This is a genomic window from Candidatus Manganitrophus morganii (assembly GCA_021651055.1).
GTDB lineage: Bacteria > Nitrospirota > Nitrospiria > SBBL01 > Manganitrophaceae > Manganitrophus > Manganitrophus morganii.
Window position 1 is genome coordinate 4,006,492 of sequence record JAJHOH010000001.1, and the last position, 16,941, is coordinate 4,023,432.

The following is a 16,941-nucleotide window of genomic DNA, read 5'->3' on the forward strand; positions in this document are numbered from 1 at the left end:
CCTCTCGTTCCGATACTGAGCGAGATGCAACTCTCTCACAAAGGTGAAATTTGATGAATCAACGATTACGTTATCCGTCCCTTTATCAGATCAACACGCCGGTTTACTTGGCGAAGCTCTCAAAAAATCGCCCGTGTCCGGCGACGCTCGACGACATCCCCGACTCGGACCTGGATGCGCTGGCGGCGAGGGGCTTCGACTGGGTCTGGTTTCTCGGCGTCTGGCAGACAGGGGCCAAGGGCCGGGAGGTTTCCCGATCGGTCCCCGAATGGCGCCGGGAATTTCAGGCGCTCCTGCCGGATTTCTCGGAGGAGGATATCACCGGCTCCTTTTTTTCTATCGTCGGTTATTCGGTCCATTCGACGTTCGGCGGAGAGCCGGCGCTGGCCCGCTTGCGCAAGCGGCTGAAGACAAGAGGGCTCAAGCTCCTGCTCGATTTCGTCCCGAACCATACGGCGCGCGACCATCCCTGGGTGCAGCAACACCCCGACTTTTACGTATCGGGAAATGAAGCCGATCTGGCCCGGGAGCCGGGAAACTACACCCGTGTGGGCGGATCGGGGGATCGCGCCGATCGCGCCGATCGCATTATCGCCTACGGCCGCGATCCCTACTTTCCGGGATGGCCCGACACGTTCCAGCTCAATTACGGCCATCCCCCGTTGCAGGAGGCGATGACGGGGGAGTTGCTGAAAATCGCGGAGCGCTGCGACGGCGTCCGCTGCGACATGGCGATGCTTCTGCTCCCGGAGGTGTTCGAGCGGACCTGGGGAATCAAGGCGGCCCCCTTCTGGCCGATGGCAATTCGCGCGGTTCGAGAGCGATCACCCGAATTTCTCTTTATGGCCGAAGTCTATTGGGATCTGGAGTGGACCTTGCAGCAACAAGGCTTCGATTACTGTTACGACAAACGGCTCTACGATCGATTGAGGGAGGGAGAGGCCCGGCCGGTGCGGGAGCATCTCCGGGCCGGTCTCGATTTTCAAGACCGGCTGGCGCGGTTTTTGGAGAACCATGACGAGCCGCGCGCCGCGGCCGTTTTCCCCCCCGAAATGCACCGCGCCGCTGCGGTCATCACCTTCTTTTCACCCGGTCTGCGTTTCTTCCACCAGGGAGAGCCGGAAGGCCATCAGCGGAGAATCCCGGTCCACCTCCACCGGGGGCCGGAGGAGCCGATCGATGGAGAGATCTCCCAATTCTACAGTCGCTTGCTCGCCTGCCTAAGGGAAGATCCGTTTCGGCAGGGGGAGTGGCGGCTCTTGGAGGCGGTCGCCGCCTGGGAGGGAAACGGAACCTTCGACCACTTTATTGCCTATGGATGGTCGGGGCCGAACGGCGCGCTGCGGCTGGCGGCGGTGAACTTCGGCCCAACACGGGGCCAATGCTACGTGCGGCTTCCCTTTCCGGAACTGGCGGGCCGTGACTGGCGGTTGCAGGACCGGATGGGGCCGGCCGTGTACGACCGAAACGGCGACGATCTTCTGAGCAGAGGTCTCTATCTCGACATGCCGGCCTGGGGTGACCACATTTTTTCCTTCGCGCAGGTGCGAACCGATGAATCGAGCCGAACACTTCTATCGGCGGGAATTCCTTCAAAATGAGAGGAGTCTTAAAAATGAAAAACAATCAAACAGAAGAGCAGAAAAGAGTGGCGGAAGCCTCCGCCCGGCGGCAGCCGTGGAGAAAATGGGGACCCTACCTGAGCGAGCGGCAGTGGGGGACGGTGCGGGAAGATTACAGCGAATCGGGCGACGCCTGGAGTGATTTCTCCCACGAGCAGGCCCGCTCCCGCGCCTACCAATGGGGCGAGGATGGGATTGCCGGAATCTCCGACGACAAACAACAGCTCTGCTTCGCCCTCGCCTTTTGGAACGGACGGGACGCGATCCTCAAAGAGAGGCTCTTCGGTTTGACCAATGCCGAGGGGAACCACGGCGAGGATGTGAAGGAATATTATTTCTATCTTGATAACACCCCGACTCATTCTTATATGAAATATCTCTATAAGTACCCGCAGGCGGCCTTTCCTTACGCTGATCTCGTTCATACGAACCGGGGGAGAAACCGCGGCGACTTCGAATACGAGCTGCTCGATACGGGGATTTTCAAGGATGACCGCTACTTCGATATTTTCGTCGAGTATGCCAAGGCTTCGCCCGACGAGATCCTGATCAAAATCACCGCCCACAACCGCGGTCCCGAGCCGGCATCGCTCCATCTGCTGCCGACCCTCTGGTTCCGCAACACCTGGGCGTGGGGGGAGAGCGTCCCGAAACCGCAACTTCAGCAGGTCAAACCCGGCGAGGGATGGGGGGTAAGCACGATCGAGGCGTTCCATCCCGATCTCGGCCTGCGCTACCTTTATTGCGCCGGATCACCTCCGCTTCTCTTTACCGAAAACGAAACGAACAAACAGCGGCTCTTCGGCAAGCAAAACACTTCTTCTCATGTCAAAGACGGAATCAATGATCACGTCGTGAACGGGCAAGGAGACGCGGTCAACCCGACGAAGAAGGGGACGAAGGCCTCGGCCCATTATCAGATGGAGATCGGTCCCGGCCAAGAGGCGTCGGTTCAGCTCCGCCTGATGAACGTCGCCCCGGCCGATGTCAGCAACCACCTCTTCGGGATTCCCTTCGAAGAGATCGTGGAGACCCGGCGGCGGGAGGCGGATGAATTTTACCGCGCCATCACCCCCGCGTCGGTTCAAGAGGAGGAGGCGCGGGTGATGCGCCAAGCACTCTCCGGGATGCTCTGGACGAAACAGTATTATAAATATGATCTGAGTCAATGGCTCGATCAGCATGACGCCGGGCCGAGGCATGCGATGCGGCGACCGATTCGGAACCAGGATTGGTTCCACATGATCAACGACGATGTGATCTCCATGCCCGACAAATGGGAATATCCCTGGTATGCCGCCTGGGACCTCGCCTTCCACGCCGTGGCGCTCTCCGCCGTCGATGTCGATTTTGCCCAGGAGCAGCTCGATCTGATGCTGCGCGAATATTATCTCCATCCGAGCGGCCAGATCCCGGCCTACGAGTGGAACTTCAGCGACGTGAACCCGCCGGTCCATGCCTGGGCGAGTCTCTTCGTCTATCAAACCCAAAAGAGGTTGCGCGGGAAGGGGGATATCGCCTTTCTGAAACGGACCTTCAACAAGCTGATCGCCAACTTCACCTGGTGGGTGAACCGGAAAGACCGAGAGGGGCGGAATCTCTTCGAAGGAGGGTTCCTCGGCCTCGACAACATCGGCGTCTTCGACCGGAGCGCGTCCCTCCCCACCGGCGGACATCTGGAACAGGCCGACGGCACCGCTTGGATGGCGATGTACTGCCAGAACATGCTGGAGATGGCGGCGGAACTCGCCGCCGAGGACCCGGTCTACGACGATCTTGCTCCCAAGTATGTCGATCACTTCATGTTGATCGCGTCGGCGATGAACCGGATGGGGGGCGGGGCGACGGGACTTTGGGATGAAGAAGACGGTTTCTATTATGATGTCCTCCGGCTGCCGGACGGCCGCGCCGTGCCGCTCCGTGTCCGATCGATGGTCGGCCTTCTTCCGCTCTGCGCCACCACCGTGGTGGAGCCGTATCAACGCGAACATCTCCCCCATCTTTTAGAGCATGCGTATCGTCGCATGAACCAGATGCGTCAGACCTCGGCGATCCATCCGACCGGACCGGGGCACCTCGGCGTCGGCGACCGGGGGATTCTGGCGCTGGTGAATCCGCACCGGCTGGTCCACATTTTGTCCCGCATGCTCGACGAGAATGAATTTTTAAGTCCGTACGGCTTGCGCTCCCTTTCCCGTTTCCATGAAGCGCATCCCTACACTTTTTATGTCGACGGTCGGGCCTACCGGGTCGATTATCGACCGGCCGAATCGGATTCCGGGATGTTCGGCGGAAACTCCAATTGGCGCGGCCCGGTCTGGTTTCCGGTCAACGCCCTGATCATCCGGGCCTTGCTCCAGTTTTATCTCTATTACGGAGACGACTTCAAAGTGGAGTGCCCGACCGGCTCGGGTATACGGATGAACCTTTTCGAAGTCGCCCGGGAGATCACGGCCCGCCTCACCCGCCTTTTCTTGCCCGATGCGCGGGGCCGCCGGCCGGTCTACGGGGCGACGGAGAAGTTTCAGACCGACCCGCATTGGCGGAACAATCTTTTGTTTTATGAATATTTCCACGGCGACAACGGCGCCGGTCTCGGCGCCAGCCACCAGACCGGCTGGACGGGACTGGTGGCCCCATTGATTCAAATATTCCACTCGATCGATGCGAAGAGTTATCTCGAAGCGGGAAAAAAGATCGGGGTCACCGGAGTCACGGCGCGCCGGGCGGCCGCTTAACAGGAGCGTGAAATGAAATACGGCGTGATTCTCGCTTTGGTCTGTCTGATCATGGTCATCGCGGCCCCTTCCGGAGGGGCCGCGGATGAAAGCGACAACGGACTCGACCCGACCAACCCGCTCACCCGGCTCAGCCTGAAATATCAGTATCAGAATCTCCCCCCCTCGGAGGAGGACACTTTACACAACGGGACGTTCAGGGGGGATCTGCTTTTCAAGGAAAGTGCAACGTGGGGTTGGTCGACGCGGCTCGAACTTCCCTTGATCGTCACCGATCAGGCGAGTCGCGACAATCCGAACGGCGGCGCCGAATTCGGATTCGGCGACGTTCTGACCCAAGTGATCATCATCAACAGACCGAGCGACGCGTTCGCCTGGATGGCCGGGAGCCAGTTTATCTTCCCGACGGCGAGTCAGGATCAGATGGGAGGGGGGAAGTATCGGATCGTGCCGAGCGCCGCGGCGCGATGGAGGCTCCCCGGTCTGCGGAAAGGGAGCTGGTTCGCCCCGCTGGTCCGTTACGATGCCGATGTGGCCGGGGCGGACGATCGCAACCGGATCCGAGAGCTCCAGTTGGCCCCGATTCTCAATCTCACATTGGAAGAAGGATGGTTCCTGAACCTCTATCCGAGCAGCGACATCAAATATAACTTCGCGGATGAAAGGCCGGGCGACACAGGGAAATGGTTTGTCCCGTTCGATTTCCTAGTCGGAAGAAACTGGAGCGAATCGACCTTCGGGACCCTGGAGGTTGCTTTCCCCCTCGTGCAGCAATATCAGGTTTATGATTTGAAAATCGAAGCGAACATTTATTTTCTATTCGGCTAGCGCGGAGAGATCTTCCCGATGAAGCGATCGCGTGGACAATGCGGATAGAGAGAAGGAGGATCAAATGGAAAAGGAAAATGTGAGCCAACCGGGGAAAAAAACGAAGATGACGGCCTATGTCCTGGTCGCCGCCGCCATCGCCGCGATCGGCGGGATTCTCTTCGGTTTCGATACGGGGGTCATCTCGGGCGCGATCCTCTTTATCGTGAAGCAGTGGAACCTCACGCACAAGCAGGCGGAGCTCGCGACCAGCTCGGTCCTCATCGGCGCGGTACTGGGGGCGCTCGCGGGAGGGCTCTTGGGGGATCGGCTGGGGCGCCGTCTCTCGATCATCTATGCCACCGTTCTCTTTCTGGCGGGGACCCTGATCGTTTCAATCGCCGACGGCATGACCTCCTTTCTGATCGGCCGGGTGTTGATCGGCGCGGCGATCGGGGTCGCCTCGTTCATGGTGCCGCTTTACATTTCCGAATTGGCCCCGGCGCACATTCGGGGAAGCATGGTCTCGCTGAATCAGTTTGCGGTGACGGTCGGCATTCTCGTCTCATACGGCGTTAATTATTATTATGCTTCCACCCAAAACTGGCGCGCGATGTTCGCGGTCGGCGCGGTTCCCGGCCTCATTCTCCTCTTTGGGATGTATGCCCTTCCCGACAGTCCCCGATGGCTTTTCTCCGTCGGGCTCCGGGAGGCGGCGGAAAAGGTATTGCGGAAGATCCGGGGAACGCCGGAGGTGACGGAGGAACTCGCCGAGATCGATGAGGCGATCCGTTCGGAGAGCGGCGGGAAGGTCTCGGATCTGCTTGCCCCGCCGGTCCGTTTGGCGTTGATCATCGGTGTGGGGCTGGCGATTCTCCAGCAGGTGACCGGGGTCAACACCGTCATCTACTATGCTCCGGCGATCTTCAAAGGGGCCGGCTTACAGTCGGATACCGCCGCGATCGCCGCGACGAGCGGCATCGGCGTGGTGAATGTCCTCTTCACGGGGGTTTCCCTCTGGCTGATCGACCGTGTCGGCCGCCGGCCGCTCTTGTTGTGGAGTGTGGCCGGGATGACCGTGGCGCTGATGGTGCTCGGGCTGGGATTTGCACTGCGGGGCGACGAGGCCGAGGCGGGAGGAGGGGGATTGGGCCTGATCACTGCGGTCACCCTGATGGTCTACATCGCCTTTTTCGCCATCGGCCTGGGGCCGATTTTCTGGCTCCTGATCGCCGAGATTTATCCCCTCAAGTTGCGCGCGCCGGGAATGAGCGTCGCCACGGTGGCGAATTGGGGGGCGAACTTCGTGGTGGCCTACACCTTTCTGACATTGGCCAGCCTTCTGGGCAAAGCGGGGATCTTCTGGTTCTATGGGCTCATGGGGGTGATCACCTGGCTTTTCGTCGACCGGCTGGTGCCGGAGACCAAAGGGAAGACGCTGGAGGAGATTGAAGAATATTTCATCACCCGCGCGGGGCCGTCCCGTAAGGGACGGGAACAAAGCGGGCTTCGGAGGGCGTCATGAACAAGAAAAACGGATCTGAAATGAAGAAAAAGGAAGGGGGAAGCGGCCGCCGGCGGCGGGACGCTCCCCCCATTGTGCAACCTCTCGTACGATTTGGCCTCGCCGTCTCGGTCTTTGCCGTCGTTCTGATGTCGTCGGTTCGAATCTTCGCGGCGGAGGCCGAAGGGCACGCTTTTGAAGACACCCTGGCCGACATTCTCACCTGGGTGGTGCTGATCGTGGCGCCGATTGTGCTGATCGGGCTTTTTCTGATACTCCACATTCTTCCGGAGAAAATCGCCGAGCGGCGCAGACATCCCCAGCTTCAGGCAATCAAGACCCTCTGCTTCCTGTCGCTTGTCTTCGGAGGGTTGCTCTGGCCGCTCGCCTGGCTCTGGGCCTTTACCAAGCCGGTGATGTACAAAATGGCCTATGGGACCGATGTGGCTGAACCGGAAGAGGGATCGGAAGCCGGCGAGGCCGAACGGAAGGCCGCTTGAAAAGATGAGGTAACATATGGAAATTTTGCTGCTGCTGATCTATGCCTTTTTTGTCTGGCTTATTTTCTTCAAGCTCAAATGGCTGCCGTGGAACTTCGTCTCCCAGGCGATCGTCATCACCCTCCCTTTCATCCTTCTGGGGGTGACGATCTTGCTTCTGAACGTCGTGGCCCCTTCGTCGCACGATGTGCGGGTGATCAACTATGTCGTGCAGATCCTTCCGCAGGTGCGGGGGCGGGTGATCGACGTGCCGGTCGAGCCGAACAAGTCGGTCAAAAAGGGAGACGTGCTCTTCCGGGTCGATCCGACCCCTTTTGAGCTTGAGGTCAAGCGGATCGAAGCCCAGCTCAGGCTTGCCGAGACCCGTCTCAAACAATCCGCCGCGCTGGTGAAGACCGGGGCCGGGAGCCAGCTCGATGTCGATCGCGACCGGAGCGATGTCCGGCAGCTGCGCGCGCAGCTTGATCTGGCCCGTTGGAATCTCTCCGAAACAACCGTCCTCTCCCCCGGGAGCGGCAAGGTGATCAACCTGCAGCTTCGGGAAGGTTCGTTTGTGGTGCCGTTCCCGGTCACGGCGGCGATGAGTTTTGTCGAAGATGAACAGTGGGTCATCGCCCTCTTTTCACAGAACGAGCTGCGCAAGGTCAAGCCGGGCGACGAAGCCGAGATCATCCTGAAAACCTATCCGGGACGGGTGATCAAGGGCCGGGTCGACGCCATCGTTTGGGCGACGGGGCAGGGCCAATTGCCGATCGGCGGCACCCTGCCGCAGGTGGGAGAAGCGCCGGCGCAGCGATTTGCCGTGAAGTTGATGCTCGACGGCAAAGACAGGGATCTGTTCCTTGCGCCCGGCGCGCGCGGCGCCGCCGCGATCTACACCGAGCAGCTGGCGCCGATTCATCTGCTCCGTAAAGTATTGCTCCGGGTGAGCGCCAAACTCGATTGGTTCATCGTGAAGCTTCATTAAAGGAAGAGAAAAGGAAGAGAAATGGATGCCATGAAGAGATTTCGCCGCGCGGGATGGACGGCGCTCGTCGCAACAGCGCTCCTGATCGCGCTGATTCCCGGTTGCAGCCTGAAGCGTCCGCCTGGACAGGAAGAACTCAAAAGGAAAGGGCTCCCTCATGCAGCCATCCCCGTGCACTGGACAGCCGGAAGCGGGACCGAAGGGGCCGTTCCGGCCGATTGGGTCGCGACATTCGGTGACGATCTGCTGAATCGTCTGGTCGAGGAGGCGCTGACCTACAACGCCGATCTACGGATCGGGGCGGCACGCGTGGAACAGGCGGCGGGGTTTGTGAAAGCCGCAGGGGGCCAGCTCTATCCGGCGGTCTCGGTGATCGGCAAAGGGAGTCGCGGATTGGGCGAGGGGATCGGGATCAATTTCATCTCAGCGTTCGCTTCATGGGAGATCGACGTCTGGGGACGGGTGCGCGCCGGACGGGCCGCGGCGGAGGAACAGTTCGCCTCGGAAGAGGCCGATTATACCTCTGCGCGCCAGTCGATCGCCGCCTTGGTCGCGCGAAGCTGGTTCCTCGCGGTGGAAGGGGTATTGCAGGAGCGCACCGCCCGGGAGATGCTCGAATCGAGCGAGCGTCTCCTGTCGCTGACGAAGGAGAAGCGGGAGGTGGGAGCGGCCGGAGACCAGGACGTGGTGCTCGCCCGGGCCGAAACGGGGAGCCTCCGCGACAGCTTGCTGAAGCTGGAGCAGGCGAATGCCCAGTCCCGGCGGGCCTTGGAGGTCTTGGTCGGACGATATCCCTCCGGGGAAATCGAGCTGGCCGAAGCGCTGGCCCGGATCACGGCGCCGGTCCCAGCGGGGCTCCCTTCGGAGCTGCTCGAACGCCGGCCCGACCTCTTCGCGGCGGAGCGCCGGGTCTCCTCGGCTTTTTTTCAGGTGCAACAGGCGAAGGCGGCGAGGCTTCCCCAGTTCAGCCTGACCGCCTCCTTCGGGCTGATCAGCAGCGACGTCTTCAGCAAGCGGTCCGACTTCAGCAACCCGACGGGGGGGATTGGGGGGAGCCTCCTCGCCCCGATCTTCCGGGGAGGGGAGCTTCGGGCGCAGGTTCAGATCCGAAACGCAGAGCAAAAAGAAGCGGTGATGCAATATGCCGCGATGGTCCTCCGGGCCTTTGAGGAGGTGGAGAATGCGCTGAACGCCGAGCAGGTGCTGCGCCGGCGCGAGGAGGTGTTGGCGCAGGTGGTGAAAGACTACGAACGGGTCGTGGAGATCGCCGAGACCCAATACGACGTCGGCAGAACCGACCTTCTTTCGGTTCTTCAGCAGCGGCTTCGGCTCTTCTCGGCGCGGAGCACGATTCTCAGCGTGCAGGGGGAGCGCTTGGTGCAGCGTGTGAACCTCTATCTCGCCCTCGGCGGGGGGTGGACGAGGGAGGAGACGCAGCGTGCTTCCTCAAGAGAGGTCGGCGCGCCTTAACCGGACGCGCGCTGCCGAAATGGAAGGAGGGGTCCGATGAAAGTTTTATTCTTCTCCACCCTGATCGTTCTGGCGATTGTCTTTGATGCCCACGCCGGGGAGGAGGATGTCGTTTTGGAGTTGGAAGGGCGTTATTGGTTTACCGATCTGAAAGCAAGCACAAGGTTCGATAACGAGGTCCGCGGAACCGATATCAACCTGGAACGAGATCTCGACTTACGCGAAGAGAATTTTCCCGAGGGAAGACTCACCTGGTATACCGGACCGAAGAGCAGTTTGTTCTTCGATGCGACCTGGGCCGAGTGGGAGGGAGAAGAGACCCTGGAGAGAACCGTTACGATCCGGGACCGGGCGTTCGATATCGGAGCGCGCGTCGCTTCGGCGCTCGATTTCCAACTCTACCGGATCGGCTGGGTTTGGCAGTTCATCGACGCCTCCGACGGCTTGATTCGGTTCGGCACGCTGTTCGATATCCGGGCCGTCGTCGCCGATTTTTCGATCGAGGGGGAGCTGAACAACGTTTCTCAACGCGCGGAGGAGAACCTGACCGTCCCGTTGGCGTCGCTCGGATTTGCGCTCGATATCAATCCGTTTAAAGGGACCAATTTGTTCTTCAGAGGCTCCGGGATTCCGAACACCCCCTATGGCTATTTTATCAGCGGGGAGGCCGGCATCAAGCTCATCCCGTTCAAAAATTTCAGCATTGTCGGGGGATACCGGTACGAGGATTTCAACGCGCATAACACCAATGACACGACGCAGGTGAAGCTCCGGCTGATCGGCCCGTTTGCAGGATTGTCGCTCCGGTTTTAAGGGGTGGGACGCGAAGGAGAAAAGGTCAATGGAGGAGAAGAAAACCGTTTGCGCGGGCGCCGGCGCGCGAAACAGTCATTCGATCCGGCGTCTCTTCCCCGCAACGGCGACGGGGTTGAGACCCGGCATGAATATGAAGGGCAGATGATCGCGAAAGCACCCCAGGAAGGCATTTCTCTCGGCGAAGATCAGGTCGTTTATTTCGACGGCGACTGGACGCTGCCGCAACTGTCCGCTCTGGAGCGGCGGCTCGCCGATTTCGCTTGGCCCACGTCACCGGAGCTGATCTGGGATCTGGGGGGGATTCGGGCGATCGATACCGGCGGGGCTTGGCTGCTGCAGCGGACCCTCGACGCCCTTCAACAGAAAGGCCGGAGGGTGGCGCTGCGGCGGCTCTCCCCCGCGCAGGCCGAATTGATGCAAATGGTCGCGCGGAGTGGGTCGGCGATTCAACTCCCCGCCTCCGCTCCACGGATGAGCGGGCTGGAGCGGATCGGCCGCCTTGTGTGGCGGGAGGGGACCGAACTGCGGGACGCCCTCGCTTTCCTCGGGGAGAGCGTGATGCGGTTCTTCTTCACCGTCGCGCACCCGCGGACGCTTCGGGGCCGCGCCTTGTTAAAACGGGTGGAGCTGGACGGCTTCAATGCGCTTCCGATTATCGGTCTGCTTCTCTTTTTGGTCGGAACGGTGATCGCCTATCAAGGGGCGGAACAGCTCCGGGCTCTGGGGGCCAACATCTATGTGGTCGATCTGGTCGGGATCTCCCTGCTCCGGGAAGTGGCGCCGCTGATCACCGCCATCGTCATCGCGGGGCGATCGGGGGCGGCCTATACCGCCGAGATCGGGACGATGAAGGTGACCGAAGAGCTCGACGCGATGCGGACGATCGGCCTTTCGCCGATGGAATTGCTGGTGATCCCCCGGATCGCGGCGCTGGTGATCGCCCTCCCGCTGCTGACCGTCTTCGGCGATCTGATCGGCGTCTTCGGGGGGATGTTGGTCTCCTACGGTCAGCTTGGGATCCGCTTCGACGAATTTATCTCCCGCTTTCGGGAGGCGATCGCACTGCGGCATTACCTGATCGGAATCGGCAAAGCGCCGGTCTTCGCAATCATCATCGCGCTGGTCGGATGTTACCAGGGCTTCCAGGTTCGGGGAAGCGTCGAGAGCGTCGGCCGGAACACCACGACCAGCGTGGTCCAGGCGATTTTCCTGGTGATTGTTTTCGACGCCCTCTTCTCGATCCTCCTCAGCTGGTGGAAGCTGTAAACATGGCGGCGAGCTCCCTACGATCGCGCGCAAGAGAACCGGTGGTGGAGGTCGACCACGTCTCGACCCGCTTCGGCGACGCCGTGGTTCATGAAAACATCAGCTTGTCGGTTTATCGGGGGGAGCTGTTCGCCATCATCGGCGGGAGCGGCAGCGGAAAGACGACGCTGCTCCGGGAGATGATTCTGCTGCGGGAGCCCGACGCCGGATCGATCCGGATCTTTGGAGAAGAGACCCGCGCGATGGGGCCCGCCGACCTGCTTCGGTTTCGACGGCGCTCCGGCGTGTTGTTCCAGGAGGGGGGGCTATTCAGCGCCCTCACGGTGGCCGAAAATGCCGCCGTCCCATTGAAGGAGCATACCGCGCTCAGCAGGCATTTGATCCGAGAGCTCGCGCTGGTCAAAATCGGGCTGACCGGCCTTCCCTCGGAGAGCGCGGTGAAATACCCGAGCGAGCTCAGCAGCGGGATGCGCCGGCGGGCCGGTCTGGCGCGTGCGATCGCGCTCGATCCCGAGCTCCTCTTTCTCGACGAGCCGACCGCCGGGTTGGACCCGATCAGCGCCGGCGGATTGGATGAGCTGATCGAACGCCTGAAGGCGCGGCTCGGTCTGACGGTCGTGATGGTTACACACGACCTCGACGCCCTCTGGCGGCTGGCCGATCGGGTGGCGGTGTTGGGGGAGGGGAGGATCGTCGCCGTCGGGACGATGGCGGAGCTCGCCCGCTCGAAGGAGCCTTTGGTCCGCGCTTTTTTCCAAGCGCGAGGCGGCCGAGAGATCCAGGAGTCCACATGGAAACAAAGGTGAATTACGCGCGGGTCGGTCTCTTCGTCGTTCTCCTCGGGGCGGCGCTCGTCGTTCTGTTGATCTGGCTCGGCCGGCGGGAGTCGAGGCGGGTCTACGATCATTACGACGTTTATGTTCGAGAGTCGGTCACGGGGTTGGGCGTCGGCGCCTCGGTGAAATATCTCGGGGTCGATATCGGATACCTGAAGGAGATGGTCGTCGATCCGGAGCATCCGGGACGGCTCCGGCTGACCCTCTCTGTTTCTGAAGAGACGCCGGTGACGGAGGAGACGGTGGCCTATCTTGAGTTTCAAGGCTTGACCGGGGTGGCGGTGGTGAATCTGGCCGGCGGCCGCCGGGAGTCGCCCCTCCTCACCGCAAAACCGGGAGAACGTTATCCGGTGATCAAAAACGTCCCCTCTTTTTATGCGCGTTTTGAACAGGGCCTCTCCCGCCTCTTGACCGATCCGTCGCTCCCGAGACTGGTTGACCATCTCGACAACCTTGCCCTCCGCACTCAGTCGCTGGTCGATGAGGAGAACCGCGCCGCATTTAAACAGCTACTGGCAGAGACGGCCAAGATCGCCGGGACGTTGGACCGGATGACGGGGAGGGTCGATGCCCAGCTTCCGATCGTCCTCGATCACCTTCAAGAAAGCAGCCGCTCCATCAGCGAGATGTCGAGCAATGCGGCGCGGACAAGCGCGATGCTGGAACGTCTGGTGAATCAGAATCAGGTCCGCATCGAGGAATTTACCGGAGAGACGTTAACGGAAGCCGGTCTTCTGATCACGGAGCTAAGAGAGCTGACCGCCACCTCGAAGCGGCTGGCCTCGCAACTGGAGCGGGAGCCGAACGCCTTGATCTTCGGCAAGTCTCAGCGCCCGCGTGGACCGGGAGAATAAGGTGAACCTCCATCGAATCGGGAGGAGGGTGCAATCGATCCTCCTCTTCTTCTTATTCATGATCATCCTCACGACCGCTTGCGCCTTCCCCGGACAAACAAAGAGAGAGGTTGTCCATACTTACTTTTTGAATCCGGAGGGAAGGGAGGCTTCAGGACGAGGAGGAGCGGGGAAGGGATCGACCGCCGTCTTGCTGGTGAATCTCCCCAAGGCGCAGGCGGGATTCGACACGGAGCGGATCGCCTATCTGCGGCGCCCCCACGAGGTCAATTATTATGCGACCAGCGAATGGGTCGATACGCCTCCCCGGATGTTGGCCCCGCTGCTGGTCCAGGCTTTCGAGCGAATCGGCGCCTGGCAGACGGTGATCCGGATGCCGAGCGCGGTTCGGGGAGATTATCGGGTCGATTCCGACAACCTGACCCTCGGCCAGGAGTTTTTTCAGCGTCCGAGCCGCGTCCGTCTGACACTGCGCGCCCAACTGATCGACCTGCAACGGTTGCGCTCCGTCGGCACGAAGACCTTCGAGATCCTGGAAGAGGCGCCGAGCGAGGACGCCTACGGCGGGGTGACCGCCGCGAATCGGGCTGTTGCCAAGCTGCTGGACGAAGTGGCGGCTTGGGTCAGTCGGTGCGTGCAAGAGGGCCCCCTCGATGGCTGCTGAGTTTTGAAAGCAAATGGCGGATTGTTCCGTTCCGCCATCCTCAACAAAGATGGATGGGTCTATTCCCCCATGCTTGGAGCCAACATCCTTGCCAACACGATCGGATCAACATTCCCACCTGAGAGGACGACGCCGACCTTTTTGCCCCGCAGGTCTGGAACCTTGCCCGCCATCAACGCGGCAACCCCGGCCGCCCCGCTCGGCTCGACGAGCAGCTTCATCCGAATCAGCATGAAGCGGACCGCTTCGGCGATCTCCGCATCGGTGACCAACGCGACCGATTCCAAATGTTGTTGCATGACTGGAAAAGTGAGCCGGCCCGGCGCGGGGGAGAGGAGCCCGTCGGCGATCGATCGGGAGAGGGGCGTTGAGACAATTTTACCCTTCTCCAACGAGAGGTAAGTATCATTGGCGGTCTCCGGTTCCACGCCGACGATCCGGAGAGCGGGTCGCATCGCGTGGGCCGCGATGCTGCATCCGCTGATCAACCCGCCTCCCCCGATCGGCGCCACAAGAAGATCGAGATCGGGAATGTCGGCGAGGAATTCCAGCGCGACGGTTCCCTGGCCGGCGATAATGTGCGGATGGTCGAACGGCGGCACGAGCGTCAGGCCCCTTTTCTCAGACAATTGTTTCGCGATCGCTTCCCGGTTGTCCTTGAGACGATCATAGAGGATCACTTCCGCGCCATAACCGCGCGTTGCCGCCAGCTTCACGGCAGGGGAGTCGCGCGGCATGACGATGACGGCGGGGATCTTGAGCCGCTTCGCGACCAGCGCCACCGCCTGGGCATGGTTTCCGGAGGAGAAGGCCACCACCCCCGATTCGCGCTGCGCCTCGCTCAATTGGCCGATCAAATTGAATGCCCCCCGAAACTTGAACGCGCCGACCCGTTGCAAGTTTTCGCATTTACAAAAAACCTCGGCGCCGACGATGTCATTCAGCTGATCTGAAGTTGCGATCGGCGTGCGGTGCGCATTCCTTTCCAGCCGGCGCGCGGCGGTCTGAATCTCTTGAAACGTAATTTCGCTCATCTCCATTCCCTCTCTCAATGAAACCAATTTCGCCAAGAGGGTGAGCCCCACAACCACCAGAGCCCGCCGACGGTTCCCCCGACAATTCCATAGAAGAGAAGCGACGGGCGCCCCGCCTTGATGTCCTGAGGGGAGGGGATCGCGGCGAGCAGGAGCGTGGAGGTAAAGTAGCCGGTCGCGAGCCATCCCCCCCACTGATGATTCGCCCAAAAAGGGGCGGCCACGCCGGTCAAGCAGAGCCAAGCCAAGGGGAGGAGGAGCAGGGGGGCGAGGGCGACAAAAGCGCCGTTGAACATGTTTATTTTACGAAAGGAGACCGAGCCGAGGGCCCAGCCTTCCCCGGCGCGTTTGGGCCGAAGAGAGAAGCCGGCCGGCCTCGCCAGGAGAAGGAAACCGACCATCAGATGGATCAGCTCGTGCGAGAAGGTGCCGGGAAGAGAGAGAATCGCGAGCCGCCACTTCGAGCCGCGGGCGCGAAGCAGGATCAGAGACATGACCCCCGCCAGGATCGCGCTCGGCAGGAAGCCGGGGAGGTGAAGGAGGGTCTGAGGCGTTGTATTAAGGAGCGGCATCAGCAAGGGGCGGCCTCATTTGATTCGAAAGGAGAATACACTCGAATTCAATCAAAATCAAATTCGATCGGTCGTCGTACGAAGCGCAGGTGATGGAATCCACATCGACTGTTGCGAAAAAAGTGAGAGGGTTTCCGTAGTCATCGTCAATTGTTGACGGGGGGATAAAGTGTGATACCTTTTCATCAGAGGATTCATGATGAGAAGCAAAAGGAAACGTGCCAGGATTCCACTGATCTCCATCGCCCGCCTCACGCCCGAGGGGATGGAATCAAAAGAGTATGTTTTGATCCGTGACATCTCAACCGACGGCCTGGGGATATACAGTAAGGAACGGTATCAGAAGGGGGATCTCGTCCTCGTTGAGCTGACCCTGACCATTCAAGAAGAGAAAATCGTCGAATCGGTCTCGGGAAAGGTGGTTTGGGTGGCGCCGCTTCCGGATCAAAACCACTTTGCAGTCGGCATCCAGTTCGAGAAGATGCAGCTGGAAAAACCAAAGCTGTATGCGCACATCAAAAAACTTGAGGAGAGATACGGGGAGGGTCCCTTCTGAACGATTTTGAACGAAACATGCGGGCCTGTCGAGTGGTCCGCGAAAACCATCCGATTTAACTTTAACCGTTGAACCAGAACAGTTTGTAAATATGTATTTTTCTCCGCGGGCCGATGTAGGTGATCTGGTCATGCGGCTCCACGACCGTCCGTCCGTTCGCCACCTCGACCCCATTCTTTTTCCGAACGTAGACAATCCGCATCTCCGCCGGGAGGTTCCATTCCTGAATGGCTTTTCCAATCCAGGGAAACCCATTCGGAATGACCGCATGTTGCAGGACCAGACCGGAATCTTCCAGGACATGCTCAAAAAGGCGGAGCGGTTCTTCTTCCGTCGATTGTTCTTCAATCAGGGTCAGGCGGTTTTGAAGGGCATTGATCTCGCGGCCGAGATCGGCGAGGTCGGGCTCTTGGGAGAGAAGATCCAAATCGGTCATTCCGGCCTCAAACTTCCGGTACGTCTTCTCTCCCAAGATCGATTGGTGTTCCCTGATCCGACGCTCCAGGTCGGACATCTCCAATGAGATCTTGACATGCTGGACCCGATGATGGACCCGCTCGGCGATCGCGACGGTCGCTTCCTGAAATCCGGTCGCGGCAAGCGCGAGATCGCGTCTGATCCGTCTCCAGGTACCCATCGATGAATTCCTCCCTCTGATTCAAGCCGTTCTTCGAACCGCTCCGCACCGTCCAAATTACCATAATTTTGCCGATAAGCCAATGAGATCCCGAAGGA

General features: G+C 60.4%; 16 protein-coding genes. 13 read left to right on the top strand and 3 right to left on the bottom strand.

Annotation, left to right across the window (positions count from 1 at the left end; translation table 11 throughout):
* The first annotated feature begins 53 nt into the window (after positions 1 to 53).
* The 12 genes from MCM46_18470 to MCM46_18525 all read left to right on the top strand — a co-directional run bounded on the left by MCM46_18470 (position 54) and on the right by MCM46_18525 (position 14,044).
* Entirely contained in the window at positions 54 to 1,601 is a 1,548-nt protein-coding gene (locus MCM46_18470) for an alpha-amylase family glycosyl hydrolase (GenBank protein ID MCG3113793.1), read from the top strand.
* A gap of 14 nt (positions 1,602 to 1,615) precedes the next feature.
* Positions 1,616 to 4,360 carry a glucosidase gene (locus MCM46_18475; protein ID MCG3113794.1) on the top strand — a complete coding sequence of 915 codons (2,745 nt, stop codon included), beginning with the start codon at positions 1,616 to 1,618 and terminating at the stop codon, positions 4,358 to 4,360.
* A gap of 12 nt (positions 4,361 to 4,372) precedes the next feature.
* Entirely contained in the window at positions 4,373 to 5,188 is an 816-nt protein-coding gene (locus MCM46_18480; protein MCG3113795.1) for a hypothetical protein, read from the top strand.
* 64 nt (positions 5,189 to 5,252) lie between these two features.
* On the top strand, positions 5,253 to 6,692 hold the full coding sequence (locus MCM46_18485; protein MCG3113796.1) for a sugar porter family MFS transporter: 1,440 nt from the start codon (positions 5,253 to 5,255) through the stop codon (positions 6,690 to 6,692).
* The gene (locus MCM46_18490) at positions 6,689 to 7,171 is read left to right on the top strand and encodes a DUF3302 domain-containing protein (GenBank protein ID MCG3113797.1); all 483 of its coding nucleotides are present in this window, start codon (positions 6,689 to 6,691) and stop codon (positions 7,169 to 7,171) included. The genes MCM46_18485 and MCM46_18490 overlap by 4 nt, the downstream gene beginning before the upstream one ends.
* Before the next feature lie 16 nt (positions 7,172 to 7,187).
* Complete coding sequence (locus MCM46_18495; protein ID MCG3113798.1) at positions 7,188 to 8,138, top strand: efflux RND transporter periplasmic adaptor subunit; 951 nt, start codon at positions 7,188 to 7,190, stop codon at positions 8,136 to 8,138.
* Positions 8,139 to 8,168: 30 nt separating this feature from the next.
* Positions 8,169 to 9,608, top strand: a complete 1,440-nt coding sequence (locus MCM46_18500; protein MCG3113799.1) for an efflux transporter outer membrane subunit — start codon at positions 8,169 to 8,171, stop codon at positions 9,606 to 9,608.
* A 36-nt stretch (positions 9,609 to 9,644) separates the two neighbouring features.
* Positions 9,645 to 10,421, top strand: coding sequence for a hypothetical protein (locus tag MCM46_18505; protein MCG3113800.1), 777 nt, complete (start codon positions 9,645 to 9,647; stop codon positions 10,419 to 10,421).
* Positions 10,422 to 10,469: 48 nt separating this feature from the next.
* Positions 10,470 to 11,690 carry an MlaE family lipid ABC transporter permease subunit gene (locus MCM46_18510; protein ID MCG3113801.1) on the top strand — a complete coding sequence of 407 codons (1,221 nt, stop codon included), beginning with the start codon at positions 10,470 to 10,472 and terminating at the stop codon, positions 11,688 to 11,690.
* Positions 11,691 to 11,692: 2 nt separating this feature from the next.
* The gene (locus MCM46_18515; protein MCG3113802.1) at positions 11,693 to 12,496 is read left to right on the top strand and encodes an ATP-binding cassette domain-containing protein; all 804 of its coding nucleotides are present in this window, start codon (positions 11,693 to 11,695) and stop codon (positions 12,494 to 12,496) included.
* Positions 12,481 to 13,380, top strand: a complete 900-nt coding sequence (locus MCM46_18520) for an MlaD family protein (GenBank protein ID MCG3113803.1) — start codon at positions 12,481 to 12,483, stop codon at positions 13,378 to 13,380. Before MCM46_18515 ends, MCM46_18520 begins: the two co-directional genes overlap by 16 nt.
* Before the next feature lies 1 nt (position 13,381).
* Positions 13,382 to 14,044: an ABC-type transport auxiliary lipoprotein family protein gene (locus MCM46_18525; GenBank protein ID MCG3113804.1), complete on the top strand. Its 663-nt coding sequence runs from the start codon at positions 13,382 to 13,384 to the stop codon at positions 14,042 to 14,044.
* A 59-nt stretch (positions 14,045 to 14,103) separates the two neighbouring features.
* Here the strand turns inward: MCM46_18525 and MCM46_18530 are convergent, their stop codons facing one another.
* On the bottom strand, positions 14,104 to 15,078 hold the full coding sequence (locus MCM46_18530) for a pyridoxal-phosphate dependent enzyme (GenBank protein ID MCG3113805.1): 975 nt from the start codon (positions 15,076 to 15,078) through the stop codon (positions 14,104 to 14,106).
* Between the two features lie 14 nt (positions 15,079 to 15,092).
* Positions 15,093 to 15,650 (bottom strand): hypothetical protein, encoded by a 558-nt coding sequence (locus MCM46_18535; protein MCG3113806.1) that lies wholly within the window; start codon positions 15,648 to 15,650, stop codon positions 15,093 to 15,095.
* Positions 15,651 to 15,846: 196 nt separating this feature from the next.
* Between MCM46_18535 and MCM46_18540 the strand changes: the two genes are divergently transcribed.
* Positions 15,847 to 16,206 carry a PilZ domain-containing protein gene (locus MCM46_18540; GenBank protein ID MCG3113807.1) on the top strand — a complete coding sequence of 120 codons (360 nt, stop codon included), beginning with the start codon at positions 15,847 to 15,849 and terminating at the stop codon, positions 16,204 to 16,206.
* 61 nt (positions 16,207 to 16,267) lie between these two features.
* Here the strand turns inward: MCM46_18540 and MCM46_18545 are convergent, their stop codons facing one another.
* Positions 16,268 to 16,843, bottom strand: a complete 576-nt coding sequence (locus tag MCM46_18545; protein ID MCG3113808.1) for a hypothetical protein — start codon at positions 16,841 to 16,843, stop codon at positions 16,268 to 16,270.
* Positions 16,844 to 16,941: the final 98 nt, after the last annotated feature.